Source organism: Bradyrhizobium oligotrophicum (assembly GCF_051168495.1).
GTDB lineage: Bacteria > Pseudomonadota > Alphaproteobacteria > Rhizobiales > Xanthobacteraceae > Bradyrhizobium > Bradyrhizobium oligotrophicum_A.
This window is the reverse complement of record NZ_JBNPVB010000021.1, coordinates 97,752-119,737: the sequence shown is the minus strand read 5'-3', so window position 1 is coordinate 119,737 and position 21,986 is coordinate 97,752. Positions and strand designations below refer to the sequence as shown.

Below are 21,986 nucleotides of genomic sequence, written 5' to 3'. Positions count from 1 at the left end.
GCGTCGTCTTGAGGCTTCCGACGGGCAAAATTCTGTTTCAAATCAGAAGTGTGGCTCGGATGCTGCACGTCAGGAGATTTCCGCAGCAGTTCCAGGGGGGGTGGTTCCGTTACGCCGACTTGGAGAATAAGGTGCGACGTGTGCGGGAGTCTCTCAACAGGTTACGGCCCGGCTCTGGCGTTCGAGTCGGTGACAACAATGAATGGAACAGGGATGTTTGGGGTGAAGCACGTCACCGCGGCGGCGGCTGTGGTTCTCGTGATGGCTTGTGCGGGCCCGACGCCAGCGCTCGCCGACACGATCGAGGCTGCGCTGGTACGCGCCTATCAGAACAATCCGCAACTGAATGCGCAGCGGGCTTTGGTCCGCGCGACCGATGAAGGCGTTCCCCAGGCGTTGTCGGGATATCGGCCTAACGTGAAGCTGCAGGCGACCGGCGGCGTCTCCTATACGGATCTGCAGGCAGCTCCTGCCACGCCGGCGGCCCACGGCCTGCAGCGGCCGCGTAGTGTCACTTTGACGGCGAACCAGACACTCTACAACGGTCAGCAAACGGCCAATGGCGTCCGGAGGGCTGAAGCAAACGTCTCCGGCGACCGCGAAGGACTGCGTGTTCTTGAGCAGAATGTGCTGCTGTCGGCCGCCACCATCTACATGGACTATCTGCGCGATGCGGCGATCGTCGAGGTGCAGCGCAGCAATACGCGGGTGCTGGAGCAGACGCTGAAGCAGACGCGCGACCGCTTCAACGTCGGCGAAGTCACCCGCACTGACGTTGCGCAGTCCGAGGCGCAACTCGCTGCCGGCCGGACGCAGCAGCTCACGGCCGAAGCGAATTTGACTGCGACGCGCTCGAACTTCCGGCGCATCATCGGCAGTGAGCCGGTCAATCTGACGCCGGGCTCACCCGTCGATCGGTACTTGCCTCCGTCGCTTCAGCAGGCGGTCGAGACCGCCCTGACAGAAAGCCCGGCCGTAACCTCCGCGATGTACGGCATCGACATTCAGTTCCTTACGCTGAAGATCAACGAAGGAGCTCTGCTGCCGACCGTCACGGTTCAGGCTTCGGCGAGCGAATCGTATGAAACCTCGGTTCAATCGTACAAGGCATTCAATGCCGCGGCGACGGCTACGCTCACTGTGCCGATCTATCAGGGCGGTGGTGAATATGCGTTGATCCGGCAGTCGAAGGAAACGCTCGCTCAGCGCCGTCTCACCCTTGAGCAGACGCGCGATCAGGCTCGTTCCGACGTGGTGTCGGCGTGGGGCAAGCTGCTGGCGGGCAAGGCCCAGGTGCAGTCGGCTCAGGCCCAGGTCTCGGCTTCGGAGATCGCTCTCAATGGCGTCCGCGAGGAGGCCAAGGCCGGCCAGCGCACCACCCTCGACGTCCTTAATGCCCAGCAGGCCCTCGTCAATGCGCGGGTCTCGCTGGTGACCGCCCAGCATGACCGTGTGGTCGCATCCTACTCCGTCCTGCAGACCGTCGGACGCCTGTCGCCTCAGGTCCTGAACCTGCCGACGACGACGTATGATCCGAGCGTGCACTACCAGCAGATCCGCGACAGCTGGGCCGGCGTCCGCACGCCCGATGGTCGTTAGTAAAGTATTAACGCCAAGCTCTGATCCCTCGGTCCTTGGCCGAGGGATTTTTTTATGGCACATTTTCAGGTTGTGATGAATGGGCGACGCTTGACCGGCGATCTCCGTGCTCCACCGGTTCGCGGCGGGCGTTGCTTGCATTCATTTGTTGCCATGACATAGCCTCAAAACGGCCGCCGAACGATTCGGACTACGTCGGAAGTTCCCCCAAGAATAGACTCCGACATAAGCAGTATCGTTCTGTTGTTTTGCATCGATCGGGCCTCGTCCGGAGACAGGTTGGCATGTCCGTTGAGAAGTCCAAGCCAACTGGATCTGGTGCCAGGGACTTTTGCGCTGGGCCGACGCGTGCGGCGGCGGCGTCGCTGATTTGGAGTCGGAAATGACGCAGCCTGCGAAGGTCCAAGAACCCTCGATGGAGGAGATTCTGGCGTCGATCCGGCGTATCATTGCCGATGATGAGGGCAAGCCGCCGGCAGCCGAGAAAGCTGCTGCGCCGGATCCGGTGAAGGCCGAGAAACCGGCCGCGCCGGCGCCGAAGCCGGTGATGAGCGACATTCCGCCGTCGAAGATTGCTGCCGCGGCGCCTGCCAAGCCCGCGCCACCACCTCCCGCTCCGCCGCCCGCGGCGGCCGCGAGCAACAGCCAGGATGACATCGACGCATTGCTGGCGGGTTTGGATGAAACGACTCCCGCCGCAGAGGCTCGGCCGGCAGAACCCGAGCCTGCTCCCGAACCAGAAGTACTCGAGTTGACGGACGACATGGCAGTGGCACCACCGACCCCCGCTCCAGCACCAGCGCCGGCCCCCGCGGCTGCTTCCTTTCGCAAGGTGGATCCGCAGGACGACATCGAATTCATCGAGTCCGGGCGGCTCAACCAGAAGGCCGCCAGTTTCGAAACCTCGTTCGACCCGGTCACGCCGAAGCAACCGATTCTCGCACCCTCCACGGTCAATGCCGTCGAATCGGCGTTCAACGCGCTCGCCAATACGGTGCTGAGCAACAATGCCCGGACACTGGAGGATCTCGTCAAGGAGATGCTGCGTCCGATGCTCAAATCCTGGCTGGACGATAATCTCCCCGCGCTGGTCGAACGCATCGTCAAGGCCGAGATCGAGCGGGTATCTCGCGGCCGGTAATCTCCAGGGCCGCGTGATTGCGACCATCGGCCGTCGCTCACCCGGGCCGAGGAGGCAGCTGGTGTACGGGGCGCGCCCCACGAATGTTCGCCGCCGCTGTTGACTTGGCGGGCCCTGGCGGCTTTCTAGCCATTTCAAGCTGATGCCGGATCGGGACGTACTCCCCGAGCGTGGTCCGCGGCCGGACGTCAGCCCTAAAAGAGCCCAAGCCCACCAACAGCTTGCGCGAGCTTTCTCAGGTCGCGACGAAAGACCGGGACAAGTTCCGCGACATCCCGAATTGGACGGCAGGCCTTGGCGCCCGCTGGGAAATGTCATGATCGAGAAGAATTATCAGCCCGCCGACCTCGAAGGTCGCATGTCCCTGATCTGGGAGGATGCCCGCGCGTTCTCTGCCGGCCGCCCCGATCGCCGCGAGGCCGATCCCTTCACCATCGTGATCCCACCGCCGAACGTGACCGGCTCGCTGCACATGGGGCACGCGCTCAACAATACGCTGCAGGACATCCTGTGCCGGTTCGAGCGCATGCGCGGACGTGACGTGCTGTGGCAGCCCGGCACGGACCATGCCGGCATCGCGACCCAGATGGTGGTCGAGCGACAGCTGATGGAGCGCCAGCAACCGGGACGTCGCGAGATGGGCCGCGAGAAGTTCCTGGAGCGCGTCTGGCAGTGGAAGGACGAGAGCGGCGGCACCATCATCAACCAGTTGAAGCGCCTCGGCGCCTCCTGCGACTGGGGCCGCGAGCGCTTCACCATGGACGAGGGCCTGTCCAAGGCCGTCGTGAAGGTGTTCGTCGAACTGCATCGCGCCGGGCTGATCTACAAGGACAAGCGCCTGGTCAACTGGGACCCGAAGCTCTTGACGGCGATCTCGGATCTCGAGGTCCAGCAGCTCGAGGTCAAGGGCAACCTCTGGTACCTGCGCTATCCGATCGAGGGCACGATCTTTAGCCCCGAGCATCCGACCAGCTTCATCGTCGTCGCCACCACGCGTCCCGAGACCATGCTCGGCGACAGCGCGGTTGCCGTGCATCCGGATGACGAGCGCTACCAGCACCTCGTCGGCAAGCGCGTGATCCTGCCGCTGGTCGGGCGCGAAATCCCGATCGTCGCCGATACCTATTCCGACCCGGAGAAGGGCACCGGCGCGGTCAAGATCACGCCTGCGCACGACTTCAACGATTTCGAGGTCGGCCGCCGCCACGGCCTGCCGCAGATCAGCATTCTCGACCGCGAAGGCTGCGTCGCCCTCGTCGACAACGAGGACTATCTGCGCGGCCTGCCCGAGGGCTCCGAGGAGTTCGCCAAGGAATTCCACGGCGTCGAGCGCTTCGCCGCGCGCAAGAAGATCCTGGAGCGGCTGGAGGCGTTCGGCTTCCTCGAGCGCGTCGAGCCCAACACCCACATGGTGCCGCATGGCGACCGCTCGGGCGTCGTGATCGAGCCGTACCTGACCGACCAGTGGTACGTCGACGCCAAGACCCTGGCGCAGCCGGCGATCGCGGCCGTCAGGTCGGGCGCGACGACGTTCGTGCCGCGCAACTGGGAGAAGACCTATTTCGACTGGATGGAGAACATCCAGCCCTGGTGCATCTCGCGCCAGCTGTGGTGGGGCCATCAGATCCCGGCCTGGTACGGTCCGGACGGCAAAGTGTTCGTTGCCGAGACCGAGGAGGAGGCGGTGTCCCACGCGCTCGGCTACTACGTCGAGCAGGAGGTCATCACCGCGGAGCAGGGCCGCGAGATGGCGCTCGACCGCAACAAGCGCGAGGGCTTCATCACCCGCGATGAAGATGTCCTCGACACCTGGTTCTCCTCGGCGCTGTGGCCGTTCTCGACGCTCGGCTGGCCCGACGATACGCCCGAGGTGAAGCGCTACTACCCGACCAACGTGCTGGTCACCGGCTTCGACATCATCTTCTTCTGGGTCGCCCGCATGATGATGATGGGCCTGCAGTTCATGGGCGAGGTGCCGTTCTCGACCGTCTACATCCACGCGCTCGTCCGCGACGAGAAGGGCGCCAAGATGTCGAAGTCGAAGGGCAACGTCATCGATCCCTTGGCGCTGATCGACGAGCACGGCGCCGACGCACTGCGCTTCACCTTGGCCGCGATGGCGGCCCAGGGCCGCGACATCAAGCTGTCGACCCAGCGGGTCGACGGCTACCGCAAGTTCGCCAACAAACTATGGAATGCCAGCCGCTTCGCCGAGATGAACGGCTGCACGGTCCCGGACGGCTTCGATCCGGCCTCGGCCAAGGAGACGCTGAACCGCTGGATCGCCCATGAGGCGGCCGCGGCCACGCGCGAGGTCACCGAGGCGCTGGAGGCCTATCGCTTCAACGATGCGGCCAACGCCATCTACCGCTTCGTCTGGGACGTCTATTGCGACTGGTATGTCGAACTGTGCAAGCCGACCCTGCTTGGCGAGGACGGCCCGGCCAAGGCCGAAACCCGGGCCATGGTCGCCTGGGCGCGCGACGAGATCCTCAAGCTGCTGCATCCCTTCATGCCCTTCATCACCGAGGCGCTGTGGGAGAGCACGGCCAAGCGCGACGGCCTGCTGACCCTTTCGCCCTGGCCGCACCGCGTCGAGGCGCCGACCGTCGCCGAGATCGCCGCGCTGTCCGCGGCGAGCTTCGGCGATCCCTTGGTGCCGCCGGTGCTGATCGCGTTCGATGCCGCGACCTTCAAGGACGAGGCGGCCGAGGCCGAGATCGGCTGGGTGGTCGATCTCATGAGCACGATCCGTTCGGTCCGGGCCGAGATGAACATCCCGCCCTCGACCCTGATCCCGCTCGTTCTCGTCGGCGCCTCGGCCGAGACGCGGGCGCGTGCGCCGCGCTGGCTAGAGGCCATCAAGCGCATGGCCCGGGTCGCCGACATCTCCTTCGCCGACACGGCGCCGGAAAGCTCCGCCCAACTCGTCGTCCGCGGCGAGGTGGCAGCGCTGCCGCTGCAGGGCGTCGTCGATCTCGCCGCCGAGCGCACCCGGCTCGGAAAAGAGATCGCCAAGGCCGAGGCCGACATCGAGCGCGTCGACAAGAAGCTCGGCAACGAGAAGTTCGTCGCCAACGCGCCGGAGGAGCTGGTCGAGGAGGAGAAGGAGAAGCGCGAGGCGGCGCTGGCCCGCAAGGCCAAGTTCCAGGACGCGCTCTCCAGGCTGCAGGGCGTTTGAAATCGGCTCTCTCCGTCGTCATTGCGAGCGCAGCGAAGCCATCCAGAGTCTTCACGCAGCCCTGGATTGCTTCGTCGCTTACGCTCCTCGCGATGACGGAGGAAACGGCTTGCTCAGGAAGAGCGAGCCCTTCAGGCCGAAGCGCCAGGGCAGGTCGACGGCCTTGGTGATGCCGATGCGCTTGCCGGTCACGACCTCGACGTCGCCGGGTCGTGCGAACTGCTCGATCGGCTGAGCATCCAGCGCCAGGCCGTTGTGGGCGATGGTGATCCCCATTGCCTGCGTCAGCTTGCCCGGCCCCGAGCACAGCGTCCGCACGTCCTCCAACCCGCGCCGCCGTCGCATCTCGTCAACGCCGAAGGTCGGTTCAATCGCCCGGATCAGCACCGCGCTCGCCGATCCCTCGGGCTCGCAGACGAAGTTCACGCACCAGTGAATGCCGTAGGAGCGGTAGACATAGGCAAAGCCGGGCGGGCCGAACATCACCTGGTTGCGCGGCGTCGGTCCGCGGAAGGAATGCGCCGCCGGATCGGTGTGGTGATACGCCTCGACCTCGACGATGACCCCGCCGACGCCGTCGACCAGGAACGTCGCCCCGATCAGGTCCGGCGCCACGTCGAGCACATCGCGGGCGAAGAACGACCGCGCCAGCCGCCGGCCTGCGGCCGCGCGCCGGGGCCGTGAAACCCCGGTGGATTTTGCCGGTTTTTGCGCCATTCTGGAGAAAATCAGCCTCGGTGCGCCCCCGTCGGCGCTGCCCATATCTGCCATGCCCTGATAGACTCGGCCAGCCGGTTGCGGCGCGCCGCGGCACGGAATAGCTAGGGCGCAACAGAGGTTTGTGCGAATCCCATGGTCACAATCGTCGATACGCTCTCGAACACGCCGCTGCGCCCGCGCCATCCCGAGAAGGCCAACCGGCCGGACTCGATCTCGCCGGCCAAGCCTGCCTGGATCCGCGTCAAGGCGCCGACCACCCGCGGCTATGCCGACACCCGCAACATCGTGCGCGAGAACGGCCTCGTCACCGTGTGCGAGGAGGCCGGCTGCCCGAACATCGGCGAGTGCTGGGACAAGAAGCACGCCACCTTCATGATCATGGGCGACACCTGCACGCGGGCCTGCGCCTTCTGCAACGTCAAGACCGGGCTGCCTGAAGCGCTCGACGCCGGCGAGCCCGAGCATGTCGCGGAGGCCACCTTCAAGCTCGGCCTCGCCCATGTCGTCGTCACCTCGGTCGACCGCGACGATCTCGCTGACGGTGGCGCCGCCCATATCGCCGCGACCATCCGTGCGATCCGTGCGAAGTGCCCGACCACCACGATCGAGGTGCTGACGCCCGACTTCCTGCGCAAGGACGGCGCGCTGGAGCAGGTCGTGGCGGCCAAGCCCGACGTCTTCAACCACAATCTCGAGACCGTGCCGTCGCGCTATCTGTCGGTCCGTCCCGGCGCGCGCTACTTCCATTCGATCCGGCTGCTGCAGCGGGTCAAGGAGATCGATCCCACCATCTTCACCAAGTCCGGCATCATGGTCGGCCTCGGCGAGCAGCGCCACGAGGTGCTGCAGGTGATGGACGACCTGCGCTCGGCCGAGGTCGATTTCCTCACCATCGGCCAATATCTGCAGCCAACGAAGAAGCACCACGCCGTGATGAGCTACGTCACGCCTGAGGAGTTCTCCAACTACGAGACCGTCGCCTACACCAAGGGCTTCCTGATGGTGTCGGCGAGCCCGCTGACGCGCTCCTCGCACCATGCCGGCGAGGATTTCGCCAAGCTGAAGGCCGCGCGCGACGCGATGACGCGCTGATCGAGACGAAATGCCGAGATTTTCCAACAAGCGGCGGGTACCGCACACGGCCGAGCAGATGTTCGACCTCGTCGCCGACGTCGAGCGCTATCCCGAATTCGTGCCGCTGTGCCAGTCGCTGACGGTGCGCCAGCGCACGCAGCGCCCGGACGGCACCGAGATGATCGTCGCCGACATGACGGTGTCGTTCAAGCTGGTCCGCGAGACCTTCACCAGCCGCGTCACGCTCGATCGAGCGGGACGCAAGATCCTGGTCGAATATGTCAACGGGCCGTTCTCGAGCCTGGAGAACCGCTGGAGCTTCGAGCCGAGCGGCGAGGGCGCCTGCGACGTGTCGTTCTTCATCGCTTATGAATTCAAGAGCCGCATGTTGTCGATGCTGATGGGCTCGATGTTCGACACGGTGTTCGCGCGGATGTCCGCGGCGTTCGAAAAGCGCGCCGACGCCATCTACGGCCGCAAGCCGGCAGTATCGTCGACGTAAGTCTTTCCCCATGCCTGCCGGTGCTAGACCACAGACGGCGCCACACCCTCAGTCGTCATCCCCGCGAAAGCGGGGATCCATAACCACTGGATTGCTTGTGACGGCAGGCAGGTAACTCGGAGCTCGTCTCACCACATCTGCTGCGGCGTATGGGTCCCGGGTCGGCGCCTCCGCGGCGCTTTGCGCCGCTCCGGCTTGCCCGGGACGACAGCGGAGGGTGGGGCTCGCGGTCTACCAACTCACAGCGAAACAAGCGCCGCTCGCTCGAACAGCGTCGCTCTAGGATTCTTTTCCACGTCTTCAAACAGCTGCTCCGTGACATCGTCGCGGAGCCGTCCTGATCGCCGACGTCGGTCGTCAACGATCGAAACTCACGCCGCCTGCAGGGCGGTCAGGAAATCCTTCACCTTGCCGCGCAACTCGTCGGCGTGCTTGGCGAGCTGTCCCGCCGCGCCATGCATCTGCCGGGCGGCGCCACCGGCGGATTCCACCGTCTGGCTGACCGAGCCGATGTTGGTGGCGACCTCTCGGGTGCCGCTGGCGGCCTGGCTCACCGAGCGGGCGATTTCCTGCGTGGCGTGACCCTGCTGGTCGACGGCGGTGGCGATCGTCTTGGCGATCTCGCTGATCTGGCCGATGGTGCCGCCGATGCCCTGGATCGCAGCGACCGTGTCGCCGGTGGCGCGCTGCATCGCGCTGATGTGGGCCGAGATCTCGTCGGTCGCCTTCGCGGTCTGGCTCGACAGGCTCTTCACCTCCGAGGCGACCACGGCGAAGCCGCGTCCGGCATCGCCGGCGCGCGCGGCCTCAATGGTGGCGTTCAGCGCCAGCAGATTGGTCTGGCTGGCGATCGCATTGATCATGTCGGTCACCGCGCCGATCTTGGCGGCGGCATCCGCGAGGCTGTTGACGAGGTCGTTGGTGCGCGACGACGCCTCGACGGCTTCGGCGGCGATGGTCGAGGAGGTCGCGACCTGGCGGTTGATCTCGCTGACCGAGGTCGACAGTTCTTCGGTGGCGCCGGCCACCGACTGCACGTTGGATGACGCGGAGCTCGAGGCCGATGCCACCAGCGCCACGCGCTGCGCGGCCTGGTCGGCCGTGGTGGTCAGCGAGGCCGCCGTGGTCTCCACCTCGCGCGACGCGCCGGAGATCGCGTTGGCGATGGCGCTGACGCTGGTCTCGAAATCCTTGGCGATCCGGTTCAGCGCGCGCGCCTTCTCCTCACGTGCGGCGACGAGATCGGACAGATCGCGGCGGAAGCTCATGACGTAGGTCTGGCCCTCGACCTGGGTCGGGACCAGGGTGATCTGCACCAAAGCAGGGCTGCCGTCGGCGCGCTTGGTGGTCCATTCGAAGCTCGCATGGCCCTCGCGCCTGGCCTTGGCATCCATCTCGCGGACCACGTCGGCGGAGCGCTTGCCATTGGGCTGAACCTCCGGCGCCATCGCCGCCGGCGAGCGCGACAGCAGGTCCTGCTTGCTGCGGAAGCCGCCGAAACGGACCGCGGTCTCGTTGCAGGCGATGATCTTGCCTTCGGACATCACCAGGATGGCATCGCGATGGCGTTCGAACAGTTCGGCCATCAACAGGTTGTGCACGCGATCAGCCGACTTGCCGGAAAAGAAAGCCATGGGTCCCGAATCCACTGTCAGAGAAGAATGAGCCAGAGCTATCAGGGCAAAATTAACCAAAACCTTTCGATTGCGGGTCGCAGCCGGTAAATATACGGGGTGTGGTCCGGACCGAGAGAGCCTGTCCACGCGTCCGCATCTCCCGCGGCGCCGAGGCGTCCGGGGTGGGACCGACAGGGACCCTCGCAAACCGGCGAGGGCGCAGGGAATGCCGGGAGCTGGCCGCCCCCATGGCCCCCGTGCGTGAAAGAGTGCACGGGGCAGGAACCACAGGTGCCGCCGAGACATCCCGGCATCCCCTGCGCGACGGTCTTCACGCTTATACGCAGTCTCCCCGGGGACCGGGCTGTCTTGCCCCCGTGACCGGCGGATCATCATCTCCACCGGCGTGACACCAGCATCGGGGTGCCAGGACGCTGCGACTTCACGTCCGCCAACTGCCGTTCGTCCGCACGTCCAAAGACGCGCTGCGGCACATCCGCGGCCATCGCATCCCGACCTCGCGTCTCGTGACGATCGCGATACGCCCCTCGTGTCGAGGCGGGATGAGGGATAAGAAACATGAATTCCGGAAAAGCGAAAGAAGATTATTTTCGCGGGAAGGACTGGACAGTGAGTCGACCGTTGAACGCGTTGAAGAAATTCGTCTCGCGGCGCACGGCCTGGTGCTACGCTTTCGGCGGCTGCGAGCCGCACGCAGCGTGCCTTCCGCGCCACTGGTTGACAGCCGATTTGCCCGACGGGTCGGCTATCGTCGTGCTCGACGAGCAAAGACTGGAAATGACGTCCGTGAACCCGACGGCTCGACTGCTGGTCTGATCGCGCCTGCACTGAAGAAGGAAGCAAGCCAATGTCACTCTCGCATCGCTATGACGCCGCGCTGGTCTATGCCGCCGAGCTGCATCGGACCCAATTGCGCAAGGGGAGCAACGTGCCCTACGTCGCGCATCTGCTCAGCGTCTCCAGCCGCGTGCTGTCGGCTGGCGGCAGCGAGGTCCAGGCCATCGCCGGGCTGCTGCACGACGCCGCCGAAGACCAGGGCGGGCAGGTCACGCTGGATGAGATCCGCCGGCGCTTCGGCGACGGGGTCGCGGAGATCGTCGCTGACTGCACGGATGCCTGGGTCGATCCGAAGCCGGCCTGGCGCCTGCGCAAGGAAGCCTACCTCGCCAAACTGCCGTCCAAGCCGGCGTCATCGCTGCTGGTCTCGCTCGCCGACAAGGTCGACAATGCCGAGGCGATCGCGCGAGACCTGGACGAGGTGGGTGAAGCGGTGTGGCAGCGCTTCACCGGCGGAAAGGACGGCACGATCTGGTACTACCGCACGCTGAGCCGGATTTTCGATCAGGCCCTGCCTGGAGTTTTGGCTCGGCAACTTGCGCGGACCGTAAGGGCCTTTCCGTCCTGACCAGATCGGGCAGGCGCCTGCTGCGGACCGGATTCGAGGATGACAACCACAGATGGATCAGCTATAGAGCCGGCCATGATTACCGTCGCCTCCCATCGTTTTGGTCGCATCACGCACCGTAGCTCGCTGGCGGCGGGAGGATCGCGCTCAATCTGAGACATTGCAGCATTTGATCCGAACAGCCGCCAGGGACCTGGCGGCTTTTTTGTTGCCGACAGGTTCTTCATTCGAAGGGGAGCCCGCCATGCCGAGCACGAAAGATGATCCGAGCATCAGCGCCATCGAGGCGCATGAACTCCGCGACGCCTTGGGGGCACCTGGGCTCTCCGCGCGCGGTCGCGATCGCTCGGCGCGCCATCATCCCATCCCGCCCAAGCCCGGCGCCACCATCCACTACTTGGCGCGACCGGCACTCGATCAAGGCTGCGCCGCGCCCAAGCCCGCATCATTGCTGCGGCTCTGGTGGGCGCGCTGGCGCGAGCGCCGCCGCTTCGCCCGGGAGCTGCCTTGGATCGCCGACGAGGTGCTGGAGGACTACGGCCTCACGCGCGACGAAGCGCGGCGGTTGTGCCGGCGACCGTTCTGGCGTGCGTGAAGACTTCAGCTGAAACTGAGGGGCCGGCCCACCCACAACTGTCATCCCGGGCAAGCCGGAACGGCGCATAGCGCCGTGAAGGCGCCGACCCGGGATCCATACTCCGCAGCAGATCTGGTCAGACGAGATCTGAGCCACCGACGTGCCGTCACACCGGGGCCTGTGGTTATGGATCCCCGCTTTCGCGGGGATGACGACTGAGGGTGGGGCGGCAGCGTCGCCTCAACCTCACGAGCAGGCAAACGCGGGTCGTTGAAGATTGGTCGGCGGCGGGGCAAAGTATAGCCAGTCCGCACAGTCGCGAGCGGCGGGGGACTTCCACCTATCGCTTGCCGGTCCAGATTTCCAACATGACTACTCTGCTTGACAAAGCTTTCGATGTGGCACGCCAGCTTCCGGCCGAAGAGCAAGACGAGTTGGCGCGGGTGCTGCTGCGGCTGACAGGGTACGATGAGGGTCGCGCCGAATTGACCCCAGCAGACCTTGCTTCGCTGCAGGAATCTCTTCGCGAGGCGGATCAATTTGCGACCGACGACGAGATCAACGCGCTATGGGCCAAGCACGGTCTCTGAAGCTTCGCTTGACGGAACGAGCAGCGTACGAACCCGAGGATGTTCTCGGGTAGGCGTACCCGAGGTCGATCCGCTTTGATGGATCAAGTCCGCCGAAGTGATCCGAGCGCATCTATCGTTCCATACAGTCTATCTTCATGCCATCTTTCTGCATTAAATCTAGCCGAGTGGACATTCTTACACTCGGTGTAAGTCCATTTGATCGGATCGAAAACGCGCCCCCCTTTCTGGCCATGGATGAAGTGCGATGCAACCGACATCGGCTCAAGGGCGACGCAAGGCAACCACTTCAGTTTTGGGTTGCGAGCAATGATGCATGATCCCATGAAGACTCCGAGATCAAAAACAACGTTCAGCCCGACTAGGGACTCAACCCAGGGAGTGTTGAAGTGATTGTACGCGGTCCAGAGCGCTTCACTCTCTTGATGCTGAAGTCCATCTACCAACAGGTCCGCATGGGATGCACACCAGGCCGAGACTGTTTTGATTTTCTGGTCCTCAAAACCTAGCACGACCTGCAACTTCCCGAGAAAGCTGCGCAAGGCTTCGATACGACGATCCTGCTGATTGAAGAAGTAAGCAACATAGTCCTCGTTCGCGCTCACGTCGGACTGGTCGTAGGATTTCCAAACAGGTGGCGCGTAAGGAGGATACCCGGCGAGCGCGTCCAGAACGCGGAGCTGTTCGGGGCTAGGCGCAGCTGGACGACGACCAAACCAAGACAACATTGCCTGCCTCCGCTCTCATCTTGACGTCCGCTCAATTGACAAGCACTTGAGTGGTTACCCTCGTGATGACACTGCGGCAAGAGCATGGCGCATCGAACTACGTCCGCGGCCGCCTCGGCGGCCGCTTCACCGGATGTAGCCGCGGCGCCCGTGCGACGCGCGGGCGCAAGCGCGTCGCCGCTGCGCGTTTCGGCTTGGCCGGCACCTGCGGCCTCGCCAGTTCCATCAGCATGCGCAGCGCCTCGATCACCGATCTCGTCCGCACCGCGCTGCGGCCGATGGCGCCGAAGCGATGCTCGCGGTGGGTGATGCGGCCGTCGCGGGCGGCGACGGCGAAGTGGACGAGGCCGACCGGCTTGCCGGGGGTGGCGCCGCCGGGGCCGGCGATGCCGGTGATGGCGACCGCGAGGTCGACGTCGGCGCGTTCGAGCGCGCCGACGGCCATCTGGATCGCGGTTTCCTTGGAGACGGCGCCGAAGGTCTGCAGGGTCGAGGTCTCGACGCCGAGCATGGCGCGCTTGGCCTCGTTGGAATAGGTGACGAAGCCGCGGTCGATGACGTCGGAGGAGCCGGGGATTTCGGTCAAGGCTGCGGCGACCAGGCCGCCGGTGCAGGACTCCGCAGTCGCGATCATCAGCTTGCGCGACCGGCACAGGTCGAGCAGCGAGCGGGCCAGCGCGCTGGTGGAGCCGATTTGACGTTCGCTCGCCATGTGCAGCGTTTCCTCGATACCGATCGAGACTTCAGGATTCGCCACCAAAGCGATGGCGTTTGATGAGTTCGAGATGGCGCCGCGAACTCCGCCTCTCCCCGCGTGCGGGGAGAGGCCGGATTGCATCGCAAGATGCAATCCGGGTGAGGGGGACTCTCCGCGCGCCGCGCTCGTGGAGAGTCCCCCTCACCCCAACCCTCTCCCCGCAAGCGGGGCGAGGGAGCGCACCGCGCTCGCGGTGATGACTTGATTCCAACTTCCAGAGATCAGCTCGATCTCGTATCTCTACTTAGCGGTCGACGTCCTCTCTCGTATCGATCGCTCCGATCTCACGTCCTCGACGCAGCCGGCGTCACACACTCCACGGCAGGCGGATCGTCGCGCTCGCCGTGGCCGCGATGCCTTCCTCGCGGCCGGTGAAGCCGAGGTGCTCGCTGGTGGTGGCCTTGACGGCGATGCGCGAGATGTCGACGCTGGTGATCTCGGCGATACGGGCGCGCATCTGGTCGCGCAGCGGGCCGATCTTCGGCCGCTCGCAGATCATCGTGACCTCGAGATTGGCAATGCGGCCGCCGCGCGCGGTGACGCGCTCGATGGCATATGCCAGGAATTGGTCAGAGGAGGCGCCCTTCCACTTCATGTCGGAAGGCGGGAAGTGCGAGCCGATGTCGCCGTCGGCCAGGGCGCCTAAAATTGCGTCAACCAGAGCGTGCAAGCCGACGTCGCCGTCGGAGTGCGCCAGGAAGCCCTTGCTATGCGGTACGCGCAGGCCGCACAGCCAGACGTGGTCGCCCTCGCCGAACGCGTGCACGTCGTAGCCGGTGCCGGTTCGGATGTCGCCGAGCATGGCCGCGAGCCGCGCCTCCTCGCGCACGAAATCTTCAGGTGTGGTGAGCTTCATGTTGGCAACATCGCCCTCAAAGGTCGCGACGGTCAATCCCGCCCATTCGGCAATCGCCGCATCATCTGTGAACTCGGTGAGACCATCGCGCGCGGCACGGCGATGCGCCTCGAGGATGACGGCGAATTTGAAGGTCTGCGGCGTCTGCGCGATGCGCAGTTTTGCGCGCTCCGGCGTCGCGGTAACGTCGCCGCTCGCGGTGACCTCCTTGATGGTGTCGGTCACCGGCACGACGGGGATCGCAGCGCCGGTCGTGCCGGCCGCTAGAATGGCACGCGAGATCACGGCCGGCGTGACGAACGGGCGCGCGGCGTCGTGGATCAGCACGATGTCAGGCTTGTGCTGCACCAGCGCTTCCAGGCCCGCCAGCACCGAGGCCTGGCGCGTCGCGCCGCCATGCGCGGGTGCCTCGTGGCGCAGGCCGCTGACCGCGGCGTTGAAGACGTCGATGTCGTCTGGGTTCACCACCGGCTGCACCACCGCGATCTCGGGATGATCCGCGAAGGCGGCGAGCGCGCGGTGGATGACGGTGCGGCCGCCGATCGTGCGGTATTGCTTCGGACCGCCGGCGCCGGCGCGCAAGCCGCGTCCGGCCGCGACGAGAATGGCTGCAGTCCGCTGAGAAGTCGTCATGGGAACAAGATATCGATGCTGATGAGAGACGAGGATGAGGAGATTTGCCGGCTTCTACCATCTGCAGAGCATGTTAAGCGAGCAGGATCACACGTGACGTGAGCCGCGGCGCTAACCCCCGGCATCCGCAAATGCGCGGGACGAGCGGGCTGCGAACGCGGATCTTACCGTTACTGAAAGGCAGTCCGTGTCGAGCTCCGCGAGCCATGCAAAAATCCCGCGGCTGAAGGGTTTACCATGACTGCCGAACAAGCATAACTTGCTGCACTGCACTTGAAATGCTGGCGGTTTTGGCTAAAGTGTAGGCATGACGCTTGACTGCCCAAGAATTGTGCTCGAAAGTGCAGGGCAGACGCATGATGCGTCGGATGAGCTGAAGAGTCGTTCGTGACCGGTCCGGCCAATACACCCGCCAAACAATTGAAGATAGGCGACGTTTCGCTCGCCAACCGGGCCGTCCTCGCGCCGATGTCGGGGATCACCGACGCGCCGTTCCGCCGACTCGCGGCCGAACTCGGCGCCGGGCTCGTCGTCTCCGAAATGACTGCCAGCGACGATCTGGTCAGGGGACGGTGGATATCCCGGCTGCGCTGCGAGGCCAGCGGCATCGGGCCGCACGTGGTCCAGCTCGCCGGCTGCGAGGCGCATTGGATGGCCGAGGGCGCCAAGGTCGCCGCGGATGGCGGCGCCGACATCATCGACATCAACATGGGCTGCCCGGCGCGCCACGTCACCGGCGGCCAGTCCGGCTCGGCCCTGATGCGCGATCTCGATCACGCGCTGACGCTGATCGAGGCCACGGTCGAGGCGGTCGACGTGCCCGTCACCCTGAAGATGCGGCTCGGCTGGGACGAACGCAGCCTGAATGCACCGGAGCTGGCACGCCGCGCCGAAGCGGCCGGCGTGCAGCTGATCACCGTGCATGGCCGCACGCGCCAGCAGTTCTACAAGGGTGAGGCCGACTGGAGCGCGGTGCGCGCGGTCAAAGCGGCGGTCGACCTGCCGGTCGTCGTCAATGGCGACATCACGAGCTATGAGGACGCGCGCGAGGCGCTCGACGCCTCCGGCGCCGACGCCGTCATGATCGGCCGCGGCGCGCAAGGCGCCCCCTGGCTGCCCGGCCAGATCGGCCGCCGTCTCGACGGCGGCGCCGAGGAGCGCGCGCCGGAGCTCGCTCAGCAGCTGAGTTACCTCACGGCACTCTACGACGAGATCTGCCGCCACTATGGCGAGCGTGTCGGCCTGCGGCACGCCCGCAAGCATCTCGGCTGGGGGCTCGACGTCGCCGCTCAGCACGCGAATGCGCCGGTCGAAAAGCTGAAGGCCTGGCGCGACCGTATCCTGACATCCGAGCAGCCTTCCCTGGTGCGCCGGGCGCTGCCCGACGCCTTCGACGATTTTGCCTGGAGTGCAGCCGCATGAGCCCAGCCGCAGAACAGCGCAAGCGACTTCCATCGGATGGCGACGCCATCCTCAACGCCCTGCCGAATCCGGTGCTGGTGGTCGGCCCGGATGGCATGATCATGGACGCCAACATGGCGGCGGAATCGTTCTTCGATTCCTCGACGCAGTTCCTGCAGCGGCAGTCGCTGAAGAAGCTGGTGCCGTTCGGCTCGCCACTGCTGGCGCTGATCGACCAGGTGAGGACGACCAATGCGCCGGTCAACGAGTACAAGGTCGACCTGGGCACGCCGCGCACCGGCGCCGACCGGCTGGTCGATCTGCATGTCGCGCCATTGCCGGAGCGGGCAGGGCACATCGTGGTGATGCTGCAGGAGCGCACCATCGCCGACAAGATGGACCGACAGCTCACCCATCGCAGCGCCGCGCGCTCGGTGATCGCGCTCGCCGCGATGCTCGCGCACGAGATCAAGAATCCGCTGTCGGGCATCCGCGGCGCCGCGCAACTGCTGGAGCAGCAGGCCTCCTCAGAGGACCGCATGCTGACGCGGCTGATCTGCGACGAGGCCGACCGCATCGTCACGCTCGTGGACCGCATGGAGGTGTTCGGCGACGACCGTCCGGTGGCGCGCGGGCCGGTCAACATCCACTCGGTGCTCGATCACGTGAAGCGGCTGGCGCAGTCGGGCTTCGCCCGCAACATCCGCTTCATCGAGGATTACGATCCGTCGCTGCCGCCGGTGCTGGCCAATCAGGATCAGCTGATCCAGGTGTTCCTGAACCTGGTCAAGAATGCCGCGGAAGCCGTCGTCGATCTCGGCTCGGACGCCGAGATCCAGCTCACGACGGCGTTCCGCCCGGGCGTGAGGCTGTCGGTGCCCGGCAAGAAGTCGCGGGTGTCGCTGCCGCTGGAGTTCTGCGTCAAGGACAACGGCCCGGGTGTGCCGGAAGACCTGATGCCCAATCTGTTCGATCCGTTCGTGACCACCAAGCCGACCGGAAGCGGCCTCGGACTTGCATTGGTCGCGAAGATCATCGGCGACCATGGCGGGATCATCGAGTGCGAGTCGCAGCCGCGCAAGACGACCTTCCGGGTGCTGATGCCGATGTACAGCGCAACCAAACAACAAGACCAAGGCCCAAAGAACGGCAATGGCGACGACGTTTCGGGGACGCCGTTGCACGCCTCACAGGGATCAAATTGAGGACCACCCATGCCTGCAGGTAGCATTCTCGTTGCCGACGACGATACGGCCATCCGCACGGTGCTGAACCAGGCGCTGTCACGCGCCGGCTACGAGGTGCGGCTGACCGGCAACGCCGCCACGCTGTGGCGCTGGGTCAGCCAGGGCGAGGGCGATCTGGTCATCACCGACGTGGTGATGCCGGACGAGAATGCGTTCGACCTCCTGCCGCGCATCAAGAAGATGCGGCCGAACCTGCCCGTGATCGTGATGAGCGCGCAGAACACGTTCATGACCGCGATCCGGGCCTCGGAACGCGGCGCCTATGAATATCTGCCGAAGCCGTTCGACCTGAAGGAGCTGATTGCGATCGTCGGCCGCGCGTTGGCCGAGCCGAAGGAGCGCGCGGCGAGCCAGCCCGACGACGGCGAATTCGAATCGATCCCGCTGGTCGGCCGTTCGCCTGCGATGCAGGAGATCTACCGCGTGCTGGCGCGGCTGATGCAGACCGACCTCACGGTGATGATCTCCGGCGAGAGCGGCACCGGCAAGGAGCTGGTGGCGCGCGCGCTGCACGACTACGGCAAGCGCCGCAACGGCCCGTTCGTCGCCGTCAACATGGCGGCGATCCCGCGCGACCTGATCGAATCGGAATTGTTCGGCCATGAGCGCGGCGCCTTCACCGGCGCCAACACGAGAGCCTCGGGCCGCTTCGAGCAGGCCGAGGGCGGCACCTTGTTCCTGGACGAGATCGGCGACATGCCGATGGAGGCGCAGACGCGACTGTTGCGCGTGCTGCAGCAGGGCGAATACACCACCGTCGGCGGCCGCACCCCGATCAAGACCGACGTGCGCATCGTCGCGGCGTCGAACAAGGACCTGCGCATCCTGATCCAGCAGGGCCTGTTCCGGGAAGATCTGTTCTTCCGCCTCAACGTCGTGCCGCTGCGGCTGCCGCCCCTGCGTGAGCGCATCGAGGACCTGCCGGATCTGGTGCGGCATTTCTTCGCACTGGCCGAGAAGGACGGGCTGCCGCCGAAGAAGCTCGATGCTGCGGCGCTGGAGCGGCTCAAGCAGCACCGCTGGCCGGGCAACGTCCGCGAGCTCGAGAATCTCGCCCGCCGCCTCGCCGCGCTGTATCCGCAGGACGTCATCACCGCCTCGGTGATCGACGGCGAGCTGGCGCCGCCAGCGGTGACCACCGGCGCCAATGCACCGACCTCGATCGACAATCTCGGCGGCGCCGTGGAGGCCTATCTGTCCTCGCACTTCCAGGGCTTTCCGAACGGCGTGCCGCCGCCGGGCCTCTATCACCGCATCCTGAAGGAAATCGAGATCCCGCTGCTGACGGCGGCACTGGCGGCGACCCGCGGCAACCAGATCCGCGCGGCCGACCTGCTCGGTCTCAACCGCAACACTCTGCGCAAAAAGATTCGCGACCTCGACATCCAGGTCTACCGCAGCGGCGGCTGATGACGGCTATTTGATACCGTCGGCGGTCTCCCAAGGTCGCCGCAGATGAGAAATATTGTAGACAAATCCGCGTCGGTCTTCCGCGCCGCGGATTTGTCGCAATTTGGCAACAGCGTGGTAGGAATGCATCAGTCCGATTCCCGGACGAGCCGCGTTCAGTATCACCCATTGCCGGAATGACCAGCGCAGAGACTTCGGCCACCCCCTTCGATTCGTCCGCCGCAGATGGCAGGCGCTGGAACTGGCGTACGTGGCTGGCGCCGGCGGCGGTGGCGCTCGCGCTGCTGTCGGCCTTCCTGACCTTCATCGTCCTGGTCGGCTTGAGCCCCATCGAGCCGACGCCCGAAGTCGTCAGCACCTTCCTCCTGATCGACGCCGGAACGATCCTGATCCTGGTCGGGATCATCGTCCGCGAGGTCTGGCAGATGGTGCAGGCGCGGCGGCGGGGCCGGGCGGCAGCGCGGCTGCACGTCCAGATCGTCAGCCTGTTCTCGGTGATCGCGGTGCTGCCGGCCGTGCTGGTGTCGCTGGTCGCCAACGTCACCATCGACCGCGGCCTCGACCGGCTGTTCTCGGGACCCGCCAAGGAGGCGATCCAGAACTCGCTGACGGTCGCGCGCGCCTACACCTACGAGCACGCGCAACTGATTCGCGGCGACATTCTGGGCATGGCGAACGACATCGCCCATGCGCGGCCGCTGTACGACCAGGACCGCGGCACGTTCCGCGAACTGCTCACCGCCAGTGCCGCCTCGCGCAACCTGCCGGGCGCGATGCTGATCGACAAGGACCGCACGGTCCTGGAGACGGCCGAGACCGGCATCCAGCAGAGCTTCCAGACGCCGCCGGCCGACTTCCTCAGCAACGTCAACGAGACCGAGCCGCAGATCGCGGTGTTTCCCGACGCCAACTACGTCGCGGCGGTGATCCGGCTGCGCGCCTTCAACGACACCTTCCTGTATGTCGCCCGGCTGCTCGACCCGCGCGTGATCGCGCAGCTCAAGCAGACCGAGACCTCGGTTGCCGAATATGCTGCGGTCGAGTCGCGCCGCCTCGGCATCCAGGTCGCCTTTGCGCTGATGTTCGCGGTGATCGCGCTGACCATCCTGATGGCCTCGGTGCTGATCGGCCTGAACTTCGCCAACTGGCTGGTGTCGCCGATCCGGCAGCTCATGAACGCCGCGCACACGGTGGCGACCGGCGACCTCAACGTCCGCGTTCCCGAGCACCGCTCGGAAGGCGATCTCGCCCAGCTCGGCCAGACCTTCAACAAGATGACGCAGGAGCTGCGCACGCAGCGCGACGAACTGGTCAGCGCCAGCGAACTGATCGACAGCCGCCGTCGCTTCATCGAGGCGGTGCTGTCCTCGGCGTCTGCAGGCATCATCGGCGTCGATGCTTCCGGCAGCGTCGGCATCCTCAACCGCTCCGCCGAGAAGCTGATCGGTCATGCCGAGCAGGAGGTGCTCGATCATCCGCTGTCGGACGTGCTGCCCGAGCTCGACGACATGATGAAGACCGCGCGCGAGGGCAAGCAGCGCCTGGTGCAGGGACAGATCACGATCCAGCGCGACGGCCATGAGCGCAATCTGTCGGTGCGCGTCACGGCCGAGCAGACCAACCAGGCGCGCGACAGCTACATCATCACGCTCGACGACATCACCGAGCTGGTCTCGGCGCAGCGCACATCGGCCTGGGGCGACGTCGCGCGCCGCATCGCGCATGAGATCAAGAATCCGCTGACGCCGATTCAGCTGTCCGCAGAGCGGATTCGCCGCAAATTCGGCAAGGTCATCACCGAGGACAAGGCCGTTTTCGAGCAGTGTACCGAGACGATCGTGCGGCAGGTCGACGACATCAGGCGAATGGTCGACGAGTTCTCGCGCTTTGCGCGGATGCCGAAGCCGGTGATGGAAGGCGAAGACGTCGCCGATGCGGTAAGGCAGGCCGTATTCCTGATGAAGGTCGCGCATCCCGAGATCGACATCGAGACCGACATCAAGCAGGATCCGCTGCGCGCGCAGTTCGACCGCCGGCTGATCTCGCAGGCGCTGACCAACATCATCAAGAACGCGACCGAGGCGATCGAGGTGGTGCCGCCGGAGGAACTCGGCAAGGGCCGAATCGACGTCGTCGCCTCGCGCGAGGGCGGCGACGTGCTGATCGACGTGATCGACAACGGCATCGGCCTGCCGAAGGTGGCGCGCCAGCGGCTGCTCGAACCCTATGTCACGACGCGCGCGAAGGGCACCGGGCTCGGGCTCGCGATCGTCGGCCGCGTCCTGGAGGACCATGGCGGCAAGCTGGAGCTGAAGGACGCTTCCGATTTCCGCGACGGCCAGCGCGGCGCCTGGATGCGGCTGCGATTCGCCGTCTCCGGTCAGGCTGCAAAGCCGGGGGGCAAGGACCAGGCGGTCGCTGCGGGCGATGTGCCGACCACCGCGCCGAACGGGGAAACCGCAAGCCCGGTTCAAGCGACCAATGATCAACCAAAAATCCAAGCCGCAACCGGCAGCTGACGAGACAGG

The 21,986-nt window shown here is 65.6% G+C and carries 18 protein-coding genes; 13 read left to right on the top strand and 5 right to left on the bottom strand.

The features are described 5' to 3' along the window. The first annotated feature begins 213 nt into the window (after positions 1-213). The 3 genes from ACQR1B_RS30410 (at position 214) to ACQR1B_RS30400 (ending at position 5,921) form a co-directional block, all read left to right on the top strand. On the top strand, positions 214-1,599 hold the full coding sequence (locus ACQR1B_RS30410; RefSeq protein ID WP_434836347.1) for a TolC family outer membrane protein: 1,386 nt from the start codon (positions 214-216) through the stop codon (positions 1,597-1,599). A gap of 382 nt (positions 1,600-1,981) precedes the next feature. Continuing rightward, positions 1,982-2,740 (top strand): PopZ family protein, encoded by a 759-nt coding sequence (locus ACQR1B_RS30405; protein ID WP_434836346.1) that lies wholly within the window; start codon positions 1,982-1,984, stop codon positions 2,738-2,740. 316 nt (positions 2,741-3,056) lie between these two features. Beyond that, positions 3,057-5,921 carry a valine--tRNA ligase gene (locus tag ACQR1B_RS30400; protein ID WP_434836345.1) on the top strand — a complete coding sequence of 955 codons (2,865 nt, stop codon included), beginning with the start codon at positions 3,057-3,059 and terminating at the stop codon, positions 5,919-5,921. A gap of 78 nt (positions 5,922-5,999) precedes the next feature. On the opposite strand, the gene ACQR1B_RS30395 is transcribed toward ACQR1B_RS30400, so the two are convergent. Then, the gene (locus ACQR1B_RS30395; RefSeq protein ID WP_434836362.1) at positions 6,000-6,638 is read right to left on the bottom strand and encodes a DNA-3-methyladenine glycosylase; all 639 of its coding nucleotides are present in this window, start codon (positions 6,636-6,638) and stop codon (positions 6,000-6,002) included. A gap of 135 nt (positions 6,639-6,773) precedes the next feature. On the opposite strand from ACQR1B_RS30395, the gene lipA reads away from it, so the two are divergent. Both lipA and ACQR1B_RS30385 read left to right on the top strand, forming a co-directional pair. Next, on the top strand, positions 6,774-7,733 hold the full coding sequence (lipA, locus tag ACQR1B_RS30390; RefSeq protein WP_434836344.1) for a lipoyl synthase: 960 nt from the start codon (positions 6,774-6,776) through the stop codon (positions 7,731-7,733). Positions 7,734-7,743: 10 nt separating this feature from the next. Continuing rightward, entirely contained in the window at positions 7,744-8,217 is a 474-nt protein-coding gene (locus tag ACQR1B_RS30385; protein WP_434836343.1) for a type II toxin-antitoxin system RatA family toxin, read from the top strand. Between the two features lie 371 nt (positions 8,218-8,588). On the opposite strand, the gene ACQR1B_RS30380 is transcribed toward ACQR1B_RS30385, so the two are convergent. After that, positions 8,589-9,851, bottom strand: a complete 1,263-nt coding sequence (locus ACQR1B_RS30380) for a methyl-accepting chemotaxis protein (protein ID WP_434836342.1) — start codon at positions 9,849-9,851, stop codon at positions 8,589-8,591. A 561-nt stretch (positions 9,852-10,412) separates the two neighbouring features. Between ACQR1B_RS30380 and ACQR1B_RS30375 the strand changes: the two genes are divergently transcribed. The 4 genes from ACQR1B_RS30375 (at position 10,413) to ACQR1B_RS30360 (ending at position 12,426) form a co-directional block, all read left to right on the top strand. Further along, positions 10,413-10,670, top strand: a complete 258-nt coding sequence (locus tag ACQR1B_RS30375) for a hypothetical protein (protein WP_434836341.1) — start codon at positions 10,413-10,415, stop codon at positions 10,668-10,670. A gap of 31 nt (positions 10,671-10,701) precedes the next feature. After that, positions 10,702-11,259 carry an HD domain-containing protein gene (locus tag ACQR1B_RS30370; protein ID WP_434836340.1) on the top strand — a complete coding sequence of 186 codons (558 nt, stop codon included), beginning with the start codon at positions 10,702-10,704 and terminating at the stop codon, positions 11,257-11,259. Between the two features lie 244 nt (positions 11,260-11,503). After that, a complete protein-coding gene (locus ACQR1B_RS30365) occupies positions 11,504-11,854 on the top strand; it encodes a DUF1127 domain-containing protein (RefSeq protein WP_434836339.1) in 351 nt (116 codons plus the stop codon). A gap of 350 nt (positions 11,855-12,204) precedes the next feature. After that, entirely contained in the window at positions 12,205-12,426 is a 222-nt protein-coding gene (locus ACQR1B_RS30360) for a hypothetical protein (RefSeq protein WP_434836338.1), read from the top strand. Between the two features lie 83 nt (positions 12,427-12,509). On the opposite strand, the gene ACQR1B_RS30355 is transcribed toward ACQR1B_RS30360, so the two are convergent. From ACQR1B_RS30355 to ACQR1B_RS30345, 3 genes are all read right to left on the bottom strand, one after another. Continuing rightward, on the bottom strand, positions 12,510-13,154 hold the full coding sequence (locus tag ACQR1B_RS30355) for a hypothetical protein (protein WP_434836337.1): 645 nt from the start codon (positions 13,152-13,154) through the stop codon (positions 12,510-12,512). 97 nt (positions 13,155-13,251) lie between these two features. Further along, on the bottom strand, positions 13,252-13,866 hold the full coding sequence (locus ACQR1B_RS30350) for a CinA family protein (protein ID WP_434836336.1): 615 nt from the start codon (positions 13,864-13,866) through the stop codon (positions 13,252-13,254). 352 nt (positions 13,867-14,218) lie between these two features. Next, on the bottom strand, positions 14,219-15,400 hold the full coding sequence (locus ACQR1B_RS30345; RefSeq protein ID WP_434836335.1) for a bifunctional 2-C-methyl-D-erythritol 4-phosphate cytidylyltransferase/2-C-methyl-D-erythritol 2,4-cyclodiphosphate synthase: 1,182 nt from the start codon (positions 15,398-15,400) through the stop codon (positions 14,219-14,221). Between the two features lie 468 nt (positions 15,401-15,868). On the opposite strand from ACQR1B_RS30345, the gene dusB reads away from it, so the two are divergent. The 4 genes from dusB (at position 15,869) to ACQR1B_RS30325 (ending at position 21,977) form a co-directional block, all read left to right on the top strand. After that, positions 15,869-16,822, top strand: coding sequence for a tRNA dihydrouridine synthase DusB (dusB, locus tag ACQR1B_RS30340; protein WP_434836361.1), 954 nt, complete (start codon positions 15,869-15,871; stop codon positions 16,820-16,822). Continuing rightward, complete coding sequence (locus tag ACQR1B_RS30335) at positions 16,819-18,006, top strand: two-component system sensor histidine kinase NtrB (RefSeq protein ID WP_434836334.1); 1,188 nt, start codon at positions 16,819-16,821, stop codon at positions 18,004-18,006. Before dusB ends, ACQR1B_RS30335 begins: the two co-directional genes overlap by 4 nt. Positions 18,007-18,015: 9 nt before the next feature. After that, entirely contained in the window at positions 18,016-19,458 is a 1,443-nt protein-coding gene (gene ntrC, locus ACQR1B_RS30330; protein WP_434836333.1) for a nitrogen regulation protein NR(I), read from the top strand. A 176-nt stretch (positions 19,459-19,634) separates the two neighbouring features. Further along, on the top strand, positions 19,635-21,977 hold the full coding sequence (locus ACQR1B_RS30325; RefSeq protein ID WP_434836332.1) for an ATP-binding protein: 2,343 nt from the start codon (positions 19,635-19,637) through the stop codon (positions 21,975-21,977). Positions 21,978-21,986: the final 9 nt, after the last annotated feature.

What these genes read in the sequence shown, in the direction of transcription:
- ACQR1B_RS30385 (WP_434836343.1), top strand. Translation starts at nt 7,744, where the DNA reads ATGCCGAGATTTTCCAACAAGCGGCGGGTACCGCACACGGCCGAGCAG.
- dusB (WP_434836361.1), top strand. Translation starts at nt 15,869, where the DNA reads ATGTCGGGGATCACCGACGCGCCGTTCCGCCGACTCGCGGCCGAACTC.
- ACQR1B_RS30405 (WP_434836346.1), top strand. Translation starts at nt 1,982, where the DNA reads ATGACGCAGCCTGCGAAGGTCCAAGAACCCTCGATGGAGGAGATTCTG.
- ACQR1B_RS30335 (WP_434836334.1), top strand. Translation starts at nt 16,819, where the DNA reads ATGAGCCCAGCCGCAGAACAGCGCAAGCGACTTCCATCGGATGGCGAC.
- ACQR1B_RS30365 (WP_434836339.1), top strand. Translation starts at nt 11,504, where the DNA reads ATGCCGAGCACGAAAGATGATCCGAGCATCAGCGCCATCGAGGCGCAT.
- ACQR1B_RS30400 (WP_434836345.1), top strand. Translation starts at nt 3,057, where the DNA reads ATGATCGAGAAGAATTATCAGCCCGCCGACCTCGAAGGTCGCATGTCC.
- ACQR1B_RS30375 (WP_434836341.1), top strand. Translation starts at nt 10,413, where the DNA reads ATGAATTCCGGAAAAGCGAAAGAAGATTATTTTCGCGGGAAGGACTGG.
- ACQR1B_RS30410 (WP_434836347.1), top strand. Translation starts at nt 214, where the DNA reads ATGTTTGGGGTGAAGCACGTCACCGCGGCGGCGGCTGTGGTTCTCGTG.
- ACQR1B_RS30355 (WP_434836337.1), bottom strand. Translation starts at nt 13,154, where the DNA reads ATGTTGTCTTGGTTTGGTCGTCGTCCAGCTGCGCCTAGCCCCGAACAG.
- ACQR1B_RS30345 (WP_434836335.1), bottom strand. Translation starts at nt 15,400, where the DNA reads ATGACGACTTCTCAGCGGACTGCAGCCATTCTCGTCGCGGCCGGACGC.
- ACQR1B_RS30360 (WP_434836338.1), top strand. Translation starts at nt 12,205, where the DNA reads ATGACTACTCTGCTTGACAAAGCTTTCGATGTGGCACGCCAGCTTCCG.
- ACQR1B_RS30350 (WP_434836336.1), bottom strand. Translation starts at nt 13,866, where the DNA reads ATGGCGAGCGAACGTCAAATCGGCTCCACCAGCGCGCTGGCCCGCTCG.
- ntrC (WP_434836333.1), top strand. Translation starts at nt 18,016, where the DNA reads ATGCCTGCAGGTAGCATTCTCGTTGCCGACGACGATACGGCCATCCGC.
- ACQR1B_RS30325 (WP_434836332.1), top strand. Translation starts at nt 19,635, where the DNA reads ATGACCAGCGCAGAGACTTCGGCCACCCCCTTCGATTCGTCCGCCGCA.
- ACQR1B_RS30380 (WP_434836342.1), bottom strand. Translation starts at nt 9,851, where the DNA reads ATGGCTTTCTTTTCCGGCAAGTCGGCTGATCGCGTGCACAACCTGTTG.
- lipA (WP_434836344.1), top strand. Translation starts at nt 6,774, where the DNA reads ATGGTCACAATCGTCGATACGCTCTCGAACACGCCGCTGCGCCCGCGC.
- ACQR1B_RS30395 (WP_434836362.1), bottom strand. Translation starts at nt 6,638, where the DNA reads ATGGCGCAAAAACCGGCAAAATCCACCGGGGTTTCACGGCCCCGGCGC.
- ACQR1B_RS30370 (WP_434836340.1), top strand. Translation starts at nt 10,702, where the DNA reads ATGTCACTCTCGCATCGCTATGACGCCGCGCTGGTCTATGCCGCCGAG.